Source organism: Spongiactinospora gelatinilytica (genome assembly GCF_003236385.1).
In the GTDB taxonomy this organism is placed as follows: domain Bacteria; phylum Actinomycetota; class Actinomycetes; order Streptosporangiales; family Streptosporangiaceae; genus Spongiactinospora; species Spongiactinospora gelatinilytica.
In genome coordinates this window covers 1-13,841 of record NZ_POUA01000198.1, presented here as the reverse complement: position 1 = coordinate 13,841, position 13,841 = coordinate 1, and the positions used below count along the sequence as shown (strand labels likewise).

15 protein-coding genes are annotated in these 13,841 nt (G+C 71.6%); 12 read left to right on the top strand and 3 right to left on the bottom strand.

Annotation, left to right across the window (positions count from 1 at the left end):
* Positions 1–294: 294 nt before the first annotated feature.
* The 6 genes from C1I98_RS23150 (at position 295) to C1I98_RS23130 (ending at position 6,084) form a co-directional block, all read left to right on the top strand.
* Positions 295–1,125 (top strand): DUF3027 domain-containing protein, encoded by an 831-nt coding sequence (locus tag C1I98_RS23150; RefSeq protein ID WP_111169532.1) that lies wholly within the window; start codon positions 295–297, stop codon positions 1,123–1,125.
* A gap of 106 nt (positions 1,126–1,231) precedes the next feature.
* Positions 1,232–4,216, top strand: coding sequence for a sacsin N-terminal ATP-binding-like domain-containing protein (locus C1I98_RS23145; RefSeq protein ID WP_111169531.1), 2,985 nt, complete (start codon positions 1,232–1,234; stop codon positions 4,214–4,216).
* A 495-nt stretch (positions 4,217–4,711) separates the two neighbouring features.
* The gene (locus tag C1I98_RS45090; RefSeq protein WP_267898066.1) at positions 4,712–4,840 is read left to right on the top strand and encodes a hypothetical protein; all 129 of its coding nucleotides are present in this window, start codon (positions 4,712–4,714) and stop codon (positions 4,838–4,840) included.
* 160 nt (positions 4,841–5,000) lie between these two features.
* The gene (locus C1I98_RS23140; protein WP_111169530.1) at positions 5,001–5,387 is read left to right on the top strand and encodes a hypothetical protein; all 387 of its coding nucleotides are present in this window, start codon (positions 5,001–5,003) and stop codon (positions 5,385–5,387) included.
* Positions 5,384–5,704, top strand: coding sequence for a hypothetical protein (locus tag C1I98_RS23135; RefSeq protein ID WP_111169529.1), 321 nt, complete (start codon positions 5,384–5,386; stop codon positions 5,702–5,704). The genes C1I98_RS23140 and C1I98_RS23135 overlap by 4 nt, the downstream gene beginning before the upstream one ends.
* The gene (locus tag C1I98_RS23130) at positions 5,701–6,084 is read left to right on the top strand and encodes an HTTM domain-containing protein (protein ID WP_111169528.1); all 384 of its coding nucleotides are present in this window, start codon (positions 5,701–5,703) and stop codon (positions 6,082–6,084) included. Before C1I98_RS23135 ends, C1I98_RS23130 begins: the two co-directional genes overlap by 4 nt.
* Before the next feature lie 133 nt (positions 6,085–6,217).
* On the opposite strand, the gene C1I98_RS23125 is transcribed toward C1I98_RS23130, so the two are convergent.
* Both C1I98_RS23125 and C1I98_RS23120 read right to left on the bottom strand, forming a co-directional pair.
* Positions 6,218–7,198, bottom strand: coding sequence for an alpha/beta fold hydrolase (locus tag C1I98_RS23125; RefSeq protein WP_111169527.1), 981 nt, complete (start codon positions 7,196–7,198; stop codon positions 6,218–6,220).
* Positions 7,199–7,304: 106 nt separating this feature from the next.
* Complete coding sequence (locus tag C1I98_RS23120; RefSeq protein WP_233508101.1) at positions 7,305–7,613, bottom strand: DUF2530 domain-containing protein; 309 nt, start codon at positions 7,611–7,613, stop codon at positions 7,305–7,307.
* 118 nt (positions 7,614–7,731) lie between these two features.
* Between C1I98_RS23120 and C1I98_RS23115 the strand changes: the two genes are divergently transcribed.
* From C1I98_RS23115 to C1I98_RS45085, 5 genes are all read left to right on the top strand, one after another.
* Positions 7,732–9,222, top strand: coding sequence for an NCS2 family permease (locus C1I98_RS23115; protein ID WP_267898065.1), 1,491 nt, complete (start codon positions 7,732–7,734; stop codon positions 9,220–9,222).
* Positions 9,223–9,319: 97 nt separating this feature from the next.
* Positions 9,320–9,778 (top strand): MarR family transcriptional regulator, encoded by a 459-nt coding sequence (locus tag C1I98_RS23110; RefSeq protein ID WP_111169526.1) that lies wholly within the window; start codon positions 9,320–9,322, stop codon positions 9,776–9,778.
* 38 nt (positions 9,779–9,816) lie between these two features.
* Positions 9,817–11,283 carry an MFS transporter gene (locus C1I98_RS23105; RefSeq protein WP_233508100.1) on the top strand — a complete coding sequence of 489 codons (1,467 nt, stop codon included), beginning with the start codon at positions 9,817–9,819 and terminating at the stop codon, positions 11,281–11,283.
* Positions 11,237–11,806: an RNA 2',3'-cyclic phosphodiesterase gene (gene thpR / locus C1I98_RS23100; RefSeq protein WP_111169525.1), complete on the top strand. Its 570-nt coding sequence runs from the start codon at positions 11,237–11,239 to the stop codon at positions 11,804–11,806. The genes C1I98_RS23105 and thpR overlap by 47 nt, the downstream gene beginning before the upstream one ends.
* Entirely contained in the window at positions 11,770–11,901 is a 132-nt protein-coding gene (locus tag C1I98_RS45085) for a hypothetical protein (RefSeq protein WP_267898064.1), read from the top strand. The genes thpR and C1I98_RS45085 overlap by 37 nt, the downstream gene beginning before the upstream one ends.
* 21 nt (positions 11,902–11,922) lie before the next feature.
* Here the strand turns inward: C1I98_RS45085 and C1I98_RS23095 are convergent, their stop codons facing one another.
* Entirely contained in the window at positions 11,923–12,891 is a 969-nt protein-coding gene (locus C1I98_RS23095; RefSeq protein ID WP_111169524.1) for an aldo/keto reductase, read from the bottom strand.
* Positions 12,892–12,983: 92 nt separating this feature from the next.
* On the opposite strand from C1I98_RS23095, the gene C1I98_RS23090 reads away from it, so the two are divergent.
* Positions 12,984–13,841: hypothetical protein (locus tag C1I98_RS23090; RefSeq protein WP_233508099.1), on the top strand; the 858-nt coding region annotated here is incomplete at its 3' end.

Genomic DNA, 13,841 nt, shown 5'->3' with positions numbered 1-13,841 from the left:
GCCCATGCGGATCGTGGCCCGTCCGGCGGCCGCGGCCGACCCTGCGACCCTGCGCGCGGCGGTGCCCACCGTACGCCGCGCCTGCTCCCAGCCACCTCTCACGCATCCAGTCTTACCCGAAGCCCGCCCGCCTTGTTCGGTACGGCAGGCCGTGCGACACGCCGCGTGACGACCTGTATGGGCGGGGCACGTCGTCGGCACCGCTCGCGATGGGTGAAAATGGAGTGTGAACTGGCGAGCCAACACCATCAGCCCGCGCGGCCCGCAGCGTCGGCGGCAGGCGGGGGTGGTCTCGTGAGCCGCACCCGGACCCGCGTCCCGCCCGCCGATCCCGCCTGCGTGGCGGCGCTCGACCTGGCCCGAGCGGCCGCCGAAGAGATCGCCAGGCCCGGCGAGGTCGGCGACCACCTGGGGTTCGAGGCGGAGGCCGACCGCACGGGCACCCACTCCTTCGTCTGTCTCGACCGCGCCTACCGGGGCTGGCGGTGGGCCATCACGGTCACCCGCGCCTCGCGGGCCAAGGTCGTCACGGTCAGCGAGACCGTGCTACAGCCGGGGCCCGACGCCCTCCTCCCACCCGAGTGGGTGCCGTGGAGCGAGCGGCTGCGTCCCGGCGACCTCGGCGTGGGCGACCTGCTGCCCACGTCCGCCGACGACGACCGGCTGGCCCCCGGCTTCACCGAGACCGCAGAAGACACCGACCGGCAGATGATCTTCGAGCTGGGGCTGGGCCGGGCCAGGGTGCTCTCGCCCAGCGGCCGCGACCGCGCGGTGCGGCGGTGGCACTCCGGGGAGTCCGGCCCGCACACGCCGATCGCGCACGCCGCGCCCGCGCAGTGCTCGACCTGCGGGTTCTACTGGCCGCTGGCGGGCGTGCTGCGGCTCGGGTTCGGCGTGTGCGCCAACGAATACGCCCCCGACGACGGCCGGGTGGTCTCCGCCGACCACGGGTGCGGCGCCCACTCCGAGGCGCCCGCCGGGCCGCCGCCCATCGAGCAGACCTTGCCGATCCTTGACGACCTGGGCTTCGACCTCATGGAGGACAAGCCCGACCAAGAGGAGGCCGCGCCCGACCTCGCCGGTTCGGTGGACGAGTCGGCCTCGGAGCCGCTCGGTCACTCGTGACCGGCCTGCCCGCCGTACGGCACGCCCGCCCTGCGGCGGGGCAGGCCGCGAGCGTCGCCACCCGGCCCTCGACACCCCCCCGACGAGATCGTGAGCTGGCACCTGCATGAGCGACATCACCGACATCTTTGACACCGCCGGCGTCCGCGCCACCGTGCTGGCCGCCTGGTCGGCCTCACCGGCGCGGTTCCGCGAGGACGCCAACGCCGAGGAGGACTTCGCGCTCGGCGGCTACCACGACCGGCTGATCGTGGAGCTGGCCCAGAACGCCGCCGACGCGGCGCTGCGCGGCGGTGTCTCCGGCAGGCTGCGGCTGACGCTGCGCGACGGGGTGCTGATCGCCGCCAACACCGGCGCGCCGCTCGACTCCGGCGGCGTGGAGGGCCTGTCCACCCTGCGGGTGTCCGCCAAACGTGACCAGACCGGTACCGCGGGCCGGTTCGGCGTCGGTTTCGCCGCCGTGGTGTCGGTGTGCGACGCGCCGGAGATCGGGTCCTGGGCCAGCGGCGCGGTCCGCTGGTCGCGTGAGCAGACCGCCGAGCTGGTCGCGGCCGAGCCCGCGCTCGCGGGCGTGCTGGCCGAGCGCGGCGGGCACGTGCCGCTGCTGCGCCTGCCGTTCCCCGCCGACGCGATCGACGTGCCCGAGGGCTTCGACACGGTCGTACGCCTGCCGCTGCGCGACAAGACCGCCGAGGAGGCGGTGCGGCGGATGCTGGCCGAGACCAGCCCCGCGCTGCTGCTCGGCATGCCCGCGCTGGCCGCCATCGAGGTCGAGCTGGACGGCGAGCTGCGCACGGTCGCCGCCGACGGGTGGCACGTCGTGTCCGCGTCCGGCGACTTCACGCCCGCGCAGGTGGCCGAGTTGTTCGCCGACCGGCCGACCGAGGAGCGCGCCCGGCCGTACTGGCAGGTGCGCTGGGCGGTGCCCGGGTCCGGGGGGCCGCTGCCCGCGTCCGTGCCCGGCGTGGTCCACGCGCCGACGCCCAGCGATGAGCCGCTGGACCTCCCGGCGCTGCTGATCGCGAGCTTCCCGATGGCCACCGACCGGCGGCACGTGGCGCGCGGGCCGCTGGCGGAGTTCCTGATCGAGCGCGCCGCCGAGCTGTACGTCGAGCTGCTGGAGTCGCTGCCGCGCAGCCCCAAGGTGCTGGACCTGGTGCCGGGCCTGATGGGCAAGAGCGAGCTGGACGCCGAGATCCGCCGGGCCATCCTGCGCAGGCTGCCCGACGCCCCGCTGCTGCCCGCGCTCTCCCCGCCCGCCGGTGGCGACGGGCTCGTCGTGGCGGGCCGCGAGGCCGCCGTGGTGGCCGGGTCCGCGGAGTTCCTGGAGCTGGTCGCGCCCATGGTGCCCGGCCTGCTGCCGGCCGACTGGCCGCCCAGGCATCCCGCGCTGATCACGCTCGGGGCGCGCCGGATCGACCTCGCCGACGTGATCGACATGCTGTCCGGCGAGGCCGTCGAGGACAAGGACCCGTCCTGGTGGCGGTCTCTGTACGACGTGCTGCCCGCCGACGACCCCGAGGCGGCCGGTTCGCTGCCGGTGCCGCTCGCGGACGGCCGCCTGGTCCGCGGCCCGCGCGGCACGCTGCTGCTGTCGGACGGCTCGTCGCTCGACCCGGCCGTGCTGGTGCCGCTCGGCCTGCGGGTGGTCCACCCGGAGGCCGCGCACCCGGTGCTGCTGCGGCTCGGCGCGGCCGAGGCGACCCCGCGCACCGTGCTGGAAGACCCGCTGACCAAGGCCGCGGTCTCGGAGTCCCTGGACAGCCCCGACTCCGAGCCGGTCGCGCAGGCCGTGCTGGCGCTGGTCGACGCGGCCGGGCTGCCCCCCGGCGACGCGCCGTGGCTGGCGGAGCTGGCGCTGCGCGGCGCCGACGGCGAGCTGTACCCGGCGGGCGAGCTGCTTCTGAAGGAGGGCGCGCTCGCCGCGGTGGTCGACCTCGACGACGCGCCGTTCGGCACCGCCGCGCCCGAGCTGGTCGAGCGGTACGGCCCGCGGGTGCTCGCCGCGGCCGGCGTGCTGGACGGCTTCGCCGTGGCCAACGACGCCGACGTGCTGCTCGACCCCGACGAGTGCGACCACGACCTCGACGGTGAGGACGACTGGCTGGACACCGTGCTCGACCTGCTGCCCGATCTCGACGTGCCGCCGGTCGCGCCGGAGTTCTCGGCGATCCGCGACCTCGAATACGTCGCCGACTGGCCGGCCGCGCTCGCCCTGCTGACCCGCCCGCCGCTGCGGGCCGCGCTGGCCCCGCTGCGGGTGCTGGCCGGGGGCGAGGTCGTGGAGGTCCCCTCGTACACCGCGTGGTGGCTGCGCACGCATCCGGTGCTCGGCGGCCGGCTGCCCAGTTCGCTGCGGGTGCCCGGGGCCGACGCCCTGCTGTACGGCCTGTACGGCGAGGCCCCGCCTGGTCTCGACGCCGCCGCCCTCGCCATGATCGGCGTCCGTGCCACCCTGTCCGACCTGCTGGCCGGGCACGGTGGCCCGGAAGAACTGCTCGACCTGCTCGCCGACCCCGAGCGGCCGGTGGACCGCGCCCAGTTGCGGGCGCTGTGGACGGCCCTGGCCGGGGTGGAGCCGGAGCGGGTGGCCCCGCCGCGTGCCGTGCGCGCGGTGCTCGACGGTGAGATCGTGGTGGCCGACGCCGACGCCGACGAAGGCGGCCCGGTGGTCGTGGAGGCCCCCGACCTGCTGCCGCTGGTCGCCGGCCGGCCGCTCGTGCTCGCCCCGTTCGACCTGGCGGAGTCCCTGTCGGAGCTGCTGGACCTGGAGCTGGCCGGGGAGGCCGTCACCGGCACGGTGACCTCGTCCGGCCAGACCCGCCCGGTCCCGCCGCAGGTGCGCTCGCTGCTCCCGGCCGCCCCGCAGACCTACGTCGAGCACGAGACGCTGCTGGTGGACGGCGTGGTGGCGGCCTGGCGCTTCCACGAGGGTGTGGTCCACGCCTCCGGAGTGGACGGCCTGGCCAGGGGGCTGGCCTGGGCCACCGGCCAGTGGGGCGACCGGCTCGCCGTGGCCGCCCTGCTCCGCGACCCCGACGCCGTCCCCCTTCTCCTGGCCGAAGCCGACCTCGACGCCCAGGGCGGCTGACCGAATTCGATCACCCCGCGTGTCGGCCTCGCGACCGAGAGATCATGGACATGATCGCCGGTAACGCGTATAAAGACATGTACGACAAACGGGGAAAGAACCTTGTGCTCCCCAATGCCGGGTGTTCCGTAGCCGCACCTGCGGGCGTCCGGTGGCATTGCAGGTCCGAGCCACTGCAATTGCCGTAGCGTCGACTTCGCGCCCATCTCGGATTACCACCTTTCACCCGTTGGCCGCCGCACCGGCCCGCTGCCGTCATGCGCCCCCGCGCATGATCGGCCGGACGTTCCGTCATGCCCGAACAACGACCGCCAAAGGAACTTCGCCATGCGCAAAATCAGTTGACTGGCCGCCGTCGCGGCATTCACATTCACGTTCGCATCAACCTCGCTCTCCCCGGCGGCAGCCACGACGGCCTGGGAGCCTCCGCCCGGATACACCTTCGAGAAATCCTACTTCGGGGGCAGCGCAAGCGGGTGGTGCGATCAGGTCGGAATGGAAGGCGTGCAGAGCGGCAAGTGGATCGCCTACCTGTGTCACGACGTGATGCGCAGACACGCCGATATCCACTTCCTTTACGGGGATCTGTATGTGAAGAAGGAAGCGGCCGGGCCCGGCCACTGAGGCCGTGGCGGCTCTGACGGGCCGCACTTCATAGAGCGGGACCAGAACCAGGCCGGCCTTTTCGCATGGCCGAAATCGTGACCGCCGGCCGTTCATCGTTCTGGCCCATCGCAAGATCCAGTCATCGTGGCTTTCGCCGCACGAACCCGAGAAGGGTGTCATGAGCTTGGTTTCGCGACTCAAGAAACAGCCCACCACCATCGCGCTGATCGCCGCGCTCACGGCGACCTGCCTGGTCGGGCCCGCCCAGCCCGCGACGGCGGGAGCGGGAGCGGCCTCGATCCCGGTGGCCGCGCCGGCACGGGCCGCGGCCCCCGCGCACTCCACCACCGAACTCGTCGGCGGCGTCCTCTTCGGGGTCGGGCCGGTGGCGGAGGAGGTGGACGCCACCGTCGAACTGCCGCCCGGGATCTCCCCGGCCGACTACGAGCGGGCCGTCTCGTCGTTCGTCGACGGCTCGTCGTGCTGGCGGTGTTCCTGGGATCGGTGCGGAACGCTCTCGTCCCCGAGTCGAGCCGGCAGAGCTTCCAGCCCCTTCGTGACGTGATCCCGCAGGGCTGGGCCTTCTTCACCAAAAGCCCGCGCGGCTACACCTTCAAGGTCATGGGCCTGCGCGGTGGCGCTCACGTCCAGTTGTCCAGAAGATCCCAGGCGGACGCCGTCTGGCTCTTCGGCGCCGACCGGATGATGCGCTCGGAGGAGTATGAGATCTCCACATTGGTCAAGGACAGCACGTCGGGCCGCTGGACCCCGTGTGGCGCCGATGACACCGAAGGATGCCTCACCGGCATCGACGCCGCCGACTTCGCCAAGGCGGTGACCGTCGTGAACCGAATCGAGGCCCCCGCTTCTGCGGCCCGGTGACCCTGCTTCGGAAGAAGCCCGTCCCCTGGGCCTGGGCCGGTAAGCGGGAGAGCATGCCGCAGGAGTACCTGCACGAGGGGCGTGTGTGCACCGGGGTGACGGATCGGATCGGCCTGTTCTGCCTGGTCCCGCCGACGACCGGAGCCCTCACCGCCGCCAAGCCGGCGGCGGCCGTGGTACTGGTGTGGGTGGCCGGCGGATGGCGGCCCCGGCTGTCGGCGATTCCGCACTGGTGGGTGTGCTTCAGTTTCTCCACCAGCAGCAACATCATCGACGGCGGGGACCAGGTCGCGGCGATCACGTCGCTGCTGCTGATCCCGATCTGCCTGACCGACGGCCGCAGGTGGCACTGGAACCGCTGCACGGCGGGATCGCCCTGACCTTGGGCCTGCTCTCGTTCGCCGGGACCATGTGCGCGGTGCTGCTGCTGTTCCTGCGGCGTCCGCAGGACGGCGGGCCGCTCTTTCCGCCGTCCCTTGTCACGGCCGCCGCCATGGCCGCGCGAACGTCAGGTCAGTCGGTGAAGAAGGTCTGGAGGTGGCGGTTGACCGGTGTCGGGCAGTCGAGCTGAGGGGCGTGGCCGCAGCCCTCCAGGATGTGGGTCTGGTCGTTGGGCAGCAGGTCGGCGAAGCGCTGGGCGCGTTCGACCGGCTGGACGGTGTCCTGCTTGCCCCACAGCACCAAGGTCGGGGTTTTGGTGGAGGGGAGGGCGCTTTCGGTCTTCGACCAGTCCAGGCGGCGTTCCAGCAGTACCGTGGCACGGATGTTGGACTCGAAGGTCGAGGGCGCCCACCACTCGTCCAGCAGGTCCTCGGTGATCAGTTTCTTGTTGACCATCATCGCCTCGGCCGTGGACCGGGCCATCGAGCGCCCGGACGCCAGCTTGACCGCCAGTTCGCCGACCGCCGGCACCTTCAGCGCCTCCCACATCCAGGTCCCCGGCAGGTCCAGCCCGGTGGCGTCCAGCAGGGCCAGCTTGGCGACCCGGTCGGGGTGGCGCTGGGCGAAGGCCAGGGCCCAGCCGCCGCTCCAGGAGTTGCCCGCCAGCGCGGCCTGCCGCACTCCGACGGCGTCCATGAAGGAACCGATGGCGGACGTCATGGCGTCCAGGTCGTAGCCGAAGTCGGGGTCCTTCAGGCTGGTGTAGCCCTGGCCCGGCAGATCGACGACGTAGACGGTGTGGTCCTTGGCGAGTACGCCGACCTGCTCCTTCCAGCCGATCACCGAGGTTCCGCCGGGCGAGATAAGGATCACCGGCGAGCCGGTGCCCGCCTTGATGTAGTGGAATCGGGCGATCGGGGTGTCGGCGTATCGAGAGCCCATCTTCGCCAGGTAGGAGGAGCGGAAGTCCGCTTCGGCGGGTTGCCAGCCGTACGCGCCGAACAGCAGTGCGGCCACCAGTACCGCGAGCACGCCCAGCACCCAGCGCCGGAGCCCTCTCCTGCGGCGTGGGCGGGTCGCGGTGGCAGGCGGCCGTTCGTCAAGTCGAGTCATGATCGGTCCCTCGTATCACTCGTCGCTACCCAGACAGATGGGCGCGCGGCGACCGGTGTGACAGGCCATACCTGTGATCGCGCTCACGGCGGGACCCGCTCTTGTGCTACCCGGACGCCGGAGGGACGGCGGTGCTGGGCTCGATGGGCTGCTCGTCCGGCGGGATGGTGGGCGCGACGCGATCGCGGCGGCGGATGTACCAGAGGCCGAACACCCCGCCGACCAGTCCCGCCACGCAGGTCCAGGGCCACCAGGCGGCGGCCCCGGCGGGCGGGGCGACCAGTAGGACGACCAGGGCCACCGCCCAGAGGGCCATGCCGGCGAGGATCGCCTTGGTGTCGTCGGTCCGCAGCGGCTCCAGCTCCGGCCGCTGGGGCGGGGCCGGGGTGTGCTCGGAGCGCGGTGCCGGGTTCACACGCTCCAGCCTAGGCGACACGCGGGCAGGCGGTGGGCGAGCTACGAGTTCATCTCGGTACCATCAAACACCCTATGTCCCCCTTTTTCCCTTTGATTGTGACTGCGACGCTGCGCCCGTGAACGACACCACCACCCTCGCCCCTGCCCGCCCTCGCGGCGCCCTCGACCGTTTCTTCCAGATCAGTGACCGCGGCTCGACCGTGGCCGCCGAGGTACGTGGCGGGCTTGCGACCTTCTTCACGATGGCCTACATCGTGGTGCTCAACCCGATCATCATCGGCGCCGCGGCCGACGGCACCGGCCAGTACCTCGGCGACGGCAACGCCCCGAACCTCCCCCTGGTCGCCGCCGCGACCGCCTTCGTGGCCGGCGTGCTGACGATCGTCATGGGCGTGGTGGCCAGGGTTCCGTTCGCCCTGGCGACCGGGCTCGGCCTGAACGCGTTCCTCGCCTACGCCATCGCCCCCCATATGAGCTGGGAGGACGCGATGGGCCTGGTGGTGCTCGAAGGGCTGGTCATCCTGGTGCTCGTGCTGACCGGCTTCCGGGTGGCGGTGTTCAACGCCATCCCGCCGTCGCTGAAGACCGCGATCAGCGTCGGCATCGGCCTGTTCATCGCGCTGATCGGGTTCGTGGACGCGGGCTTCGTCCGCCGTACGGCGGGCGGTTCGGTACCGGTGCAGCTCAGCGTGGCCGGGACCGGATCGCTGAGCGGCTGGCCCACCTTGGTGTTCGTGATCGGCCTGCTGGCCACCGCGTTCATGGTGGCCCGGCGGCTCAAGGGCGCGATCCTGATCGGCATCCTCGGGACCACCGTGGTCGCCGTGGTCGTGGAGGCCATCGCGGGCCTCGGTACGCAGGTCGTCGGCGGCAAGCCGGCCGACCCGAACGCCTGGGCCATGGTCGCGCCCGGCATCCCCGACCAGATCGCGAGCCTGCCCGATCTGTCGCTGCTGGGGCAGTTCAGCCTGTTCGGCGCGTTCGACGTGGCGAGCGTCGGCGTGGTGACGGCGGTGCTGTTCGTGTTCACGCTGCTGCTGGCCGACTTCTTCGACACCATGGGCACGGTCGTCGGCGTCGGCCGCCAGGCCGGGCTGGTCGGCAAGGACGGCACGCTGCCGCGCACCAAGGAGATCCTGCTGGTCGACTCGCTCGCCGCCGCGGCGGGCGGCGCGGGCTCGGTCTCCTCCAACACCACCTACGTCGAGTCGGCGGCCGGGGTCGGCGAGGGCGCGCGTACCGGGCTGGCCAGCGTGGTCACCGGGGTGCTTTTCCTGCTGGCCATGTTCTTCGCGCCGCTGACCGAGATCGTCCCGGCCGAGGCGGCGGCCCCCGCCCTCGTGATCGTCGGCTTCCTGATGATGACCCAGGTCAAGGACATCGACTTCGGCGACTACGAGATCGCCATCCCGGCGTTCCTGACGATCGTGCTGATGCCCTTCACGTACTCGATCACCGCGGGGATGGGCGCGGGCTTCGTCAGCTTCATCGTGATCAAGGCGCTGCGCGGCCGGGCGCGCGAGGTCCACCCGCTGCTGTGGGTGGTGGGCGCGCTGTTCCTGGTGTACTTCACCGTCGAGCCGATCAAGTCGCTTCTCGGCGCGTAGTGCCGGGCCGTCTCTGTACCCTCGGGAGGTGCCTGGGCTGCGAAGACTCCTGGAGGAATAGGTTGAGAGCGTATATAGTTAGCAAAGGTAATGACTCATGCTAACGAACCAAGCCAAGAGCGACGCCGCGAACCTGCGCAGCGACGCCGGCCTGGCGTCCGCGCTCCGCGTGTCGCTGGCCCGGTTGAATCGCCGGTTGCGGCGGCAGGCCACCGTAAACTCACTGACCCCCAGCCAGTTCGCGGCCCTGGCGGCCATCGAGTACCACTCCGGGATAACCCCCGGCGAACTCGCCGAACTGGAGAAGATGCAGCCGCCCTCAATGACACGAGTGATCGCCGCGCTGGACGAGCGCGGCCTGGTCGTGCGAACCGCGCACCCGACCGACCGGCGTCAGGTCTCGGTGAGCGTGACCGAGGCCGGATCGGCGCTGTTGAAGGAGGAACGCCGCCGCAAGGAGGCGTGGCTGACCCAGCGCCTGAAAGAACTGACCGCGGAGGAGCGGTCGGTGCTGCGGGCGGCGGCGCCGATTCTGGAGAAGCTCAGCAGGATCTGACCTCCTCGGGCGCGGTCGCCGACTCCGTCTCAGGCGCGGTGGACGACTCCACCGAGCTCGCGGAGGACGAACCGGAGGAACCCGGCGCGGCGGCATCCGTGCGCGAGGCCGCCGCGGGCAAGGTACGTCGTTGGTCGCACCGTCCGTGGTCACGTCGCAGGGCCGCGGCCAGGGAAGCCACCGCGCGTGAGGTGCAGGCGATCGAGTCCGGCACGGCGCAGGCCGTACCGGCGGCCAAGAAGCGCAACGGCGGGATGTTCCGCTCGCTGCGCAGCCACAACTTCCGCCTGTACGCCTCCGGCGGCATCATCTCCAACGTCGGCACCTGGATGCAGCGCACCGCCCAGGACTGGCTGGTACTCGAACTCACCAACGGCAGCGCCGCCGCCCTCGGCGTCGCCACCGCCCTTCAGTTCGCCCCCCAGCTGGTGCTCGGCATGTGGGGCGGCGTACTCGCCGACCGCTACGCCAAGCGGCCGATCCTGATCACCGCGCAGTCCCTGATGGGTGTGCTCGCGCTGACGCTCGGCCTGCTCACCGTGACCGGCACCGCCCAGGTCTGGCACGTCTACACGATGGCCCTGCTGGTCGGCGTGATCTCCTGCCTCGACATCCCGACCAGGCAGGCGTTCGTGGTCGAGATGGTCGGCAGGGACAACCTGGCCAACGCGCTGGCGCTGAACAGCTCGATCTTCAACCTGGCCCGCGTGGTGGGCCCGGCGCTGGCCGGCCTGCTGATCTACGCCCTCGGCGGCACCGGGCCGATCTTCCTGCTCAACTCCCTGACGTTCGCCGGAGTGATCGCCAGCCTGCTGCTGATGCGCCGCGCCGAACTGCGCACCGCCGAACCGGTGCCGCGCGCCAAGGGCCAGTTGCGCGCCGGGCTGCGCTACGTGCTCGACCGCAGGGAACTGCTGACCCCGATTCTGCTGATCGCGTTCATGTCGATGTTCGCGCAGAGCTTCATGATGTCCATCGCGCTGATGGCCAAGGAGGTCTACCAGGCGGGCGCGTCGTCGTTCGGCCTGGCCTCCAGCGGCTTCGCGGTGGGCGCGCTGGGCGGCGCGCTGCTCGCCGCCCGCCGGGTACGGCCGGGCCGGCGCCTGCTCATCGGCGGCGCACTGGCCTTCGGGGTGACCCAGATCGTGGCCGGGCTCGCCCCCTGGTACATCTCCTACGTCGTCCTGCTGGTGCCCGCCGGGATCGCCCTGATCACCGTCAACACCGCCGCGAACGCCATCGTCCAGCTCGCCACCTCCGCCGAGATGCGCGGCCGGGTCATGGGGATCTACTTCCTGGTGTTCACCGGCGGCGCCCCGATCGGCGCGCCGCTGATCGGCTGGGTCTCCGAGCTCGGCGGTCCGCGCATCGGCGTGGTCATCGGTGGCATCATGACCCTGGTCGGCACCGGGCTCGCCGTGCTGCTGGCCAACGCGATCTTGCGCCGGAGGGGTTCGCATGCGGTTGTTCGCGGCGCTGCTGCCACCGCCGGAAGCGCTCGATGAGCTGGCCGGCGCGCTCGCCCCGCACCTGGACGACTGGCCCGACCTGCGCTGGCTGACCAGGGACAACTGGCACCTCACCCTGTCGTTCTTCGGTGAGGTGCCGGACCGCGCGCTGCCCCGCCTTTCGGTACGGCTGGCCCGCGCCGCCTGCCGCTACCCGCCGGTGACACTGTCGTTCACCGGGGCGGGCGCGTTCCCTTCGGCCAGGCGCGGGCGGGTGGTCTGGTACGGCCTGGCCGGGCCGGTCGGGCGGCTCACCAAGCTGGCCGCCTCGCTCGCCGCCGGAGCCCGCCGGGCGGGCGCGACGCAGGTGGACGAGAAGCCGTTCCGCCCGCACCTGAGCGTGGCCAGGGCGCGGGCGGAGGTCGACGTGCGTCCTCTGGTCAGCGCGCTGGCGGCGTTCGAGGGCATGTTCTGGGACGCCCCGGAGGTCCACCTGGTGCGCAGCCACCTGGGGGCGCGGGTGCGGTACGAGACCGTGGAGTCGTGGCCACTTGGCGGGACCACCCGGGGCGGGGGCTAGGCTCACGTAACGTGGATCGTCCCAGAAGGTGGTTGCTGCCCACGGTGCTCGCCGTGCTGGTGCTCATCGTGGTGCTCGGCGCGCTGCTGACCTGACCGCGTGCTCGGTGTGCCTGACTACCAGGCCCAGTCCTCCGGTGCCGTCTGGTAGCCGGGGAAGATCTCGTCGAGGCGGGCGAGCGCCTTCTCGTCCAGCTCGACGTCCAGAGCCTTGACCGAGTCGGCCAGTTGCTCCTCGGTGCGCGGCCCCACGATCGGCCCCGTAACGGCGGGCTGCCTGAGCAGCCAGGCCAGCGCGACGTGCGCCGGCTCGTGGCCGATCTCATCACAGAACGCCTCATAGCGCTCGATCTTCTCGCGGTGCTTGTCCAGCTCGTCGGTCACCCGCTCGTTGGCCGTACGGCCCTTGTCGGTCTTCCGCAGTACGCCGCTGAGCAGGCCGCCCGCGAGCGGGCTCCACGGGATGACGCCGAGCCCGTAGTTTTCACAGACCGGGAGCACCTCCAGCTCGGCCTTGCGGTGGACGAGGTTGTAGTGCGTCTGCTCGGAGACCAGCCCGAAGAAGCCCCGCCGCTCGGCCCGCTCCTGAGCCTTGGCGATGTGCCAGCCCGCGAAGTTGGAGGACGCGGCATAAAGGATCTTGCCCTGCTGCCGGAGCACCTCCATGGCCTCCCAGAACTCCTCGAACGGGGTGTCCCGGTCGATGTGGTGGGCCTGGTAGATGTCGATGTGGTCGGTCTGCAACCGCTTCAGCGAGGCGTCACAGGCCAGCCGGATGCGCCGCGCCGACAGCCTGCCGTCGTTGGGCCACTCGCTCTCCGACTGGTAGACCTTGGTCGCCACCACCGTCTTCTCCCGGCGGCCACCACCCTGTGCGAACCAGCTCCCGATGATCTCCTCGGTGCGGCCCCAGCCCGCCTGCCAGCCGTAGGTGTCGGCGGTGTCGAAGAAGTTGATGCCCAGCTCGTGGGCGCGGTCCATGATGGCGAAGGACTCGTCCTCCTGCGTCACCGGTCCGAAGTTCATCGTGCCGAGGCAGAGCCTGCTCACGGAAAGACCGCTGCGGCCGAGATTCACATATTGCATGGGGTAAGCCTAAGGACCTGGAGCGCACTCCAGGCGATGGGCTCCGGCCACGTCACGAGCGGACGGGGGTTGTGCGGGGCATGATGGGCGGCATGGGGGTATTGATCCGCGCGGCCTCAACCGCACCGCTCGCCGTACTCGCACGGACCGTGCTGGTACTCCTTGTGGCGCTGGGCGTGTCGGCGCCGGGGCTCGCCTGGGCTGCCGCTGATGACAGGGAACGGCTGGTGTTCCGCATCAAGGACCCGCGGATCACCGAGTCCAGCGGCCTCGCCACCTCGCCGACCCACCGCGGCATCGTCTACACCCACAACGACAGCGACGCGGGCCCCGTCTTCTACGCCATCGGCCCGCGCGGCACCACCCGCGCGACCTTCCGGCTGAGCGGCGCGGAGGCCCGAGACTGGGAGGGCATGGCCGCCACCGTCGATCCGCAGACCGGGCGCGGCGTGCTGTGGTTCGCCGACATCGGCGACAACATGGACGGCGCCTGGCCCGACATTTCCGTCTATCGCGTCCTCGAACCCACCCGAATGCGCGACGCCACACTCCCCGCCACCCGCTACCGCTTCCGGTACAAGGACGGCGCGCGCAACGCCGAGGGCCTGATGGTCAACCCGCGCACGGGCCGCCTCTACATCGTGAGCAAGGAGTTCGGCGGCTCGGTGTACGCGGCGCCGCGCCGGCTCAGCACCACAAAGACCAACGTCCTGCGCCGGATCGGCTCCGCGCCGATGATGGCCACGGACGCGGCCTACGCCCCTGACGGGTCCGGCTACGTCATCCGTACCTACTTCTCGGCGAACATCTACGACGCGTCCGGCAACTCCCTCGGCAGGCTCTCCATGCCGGCGGCGGACCAGGCCGAGTCCATCACGTACACGCGCGACGGCGCCGCCGTACTGACCGGTTCGGAGGGCCCGAACAGCCCCGTCCACCGCGTCCCCCTC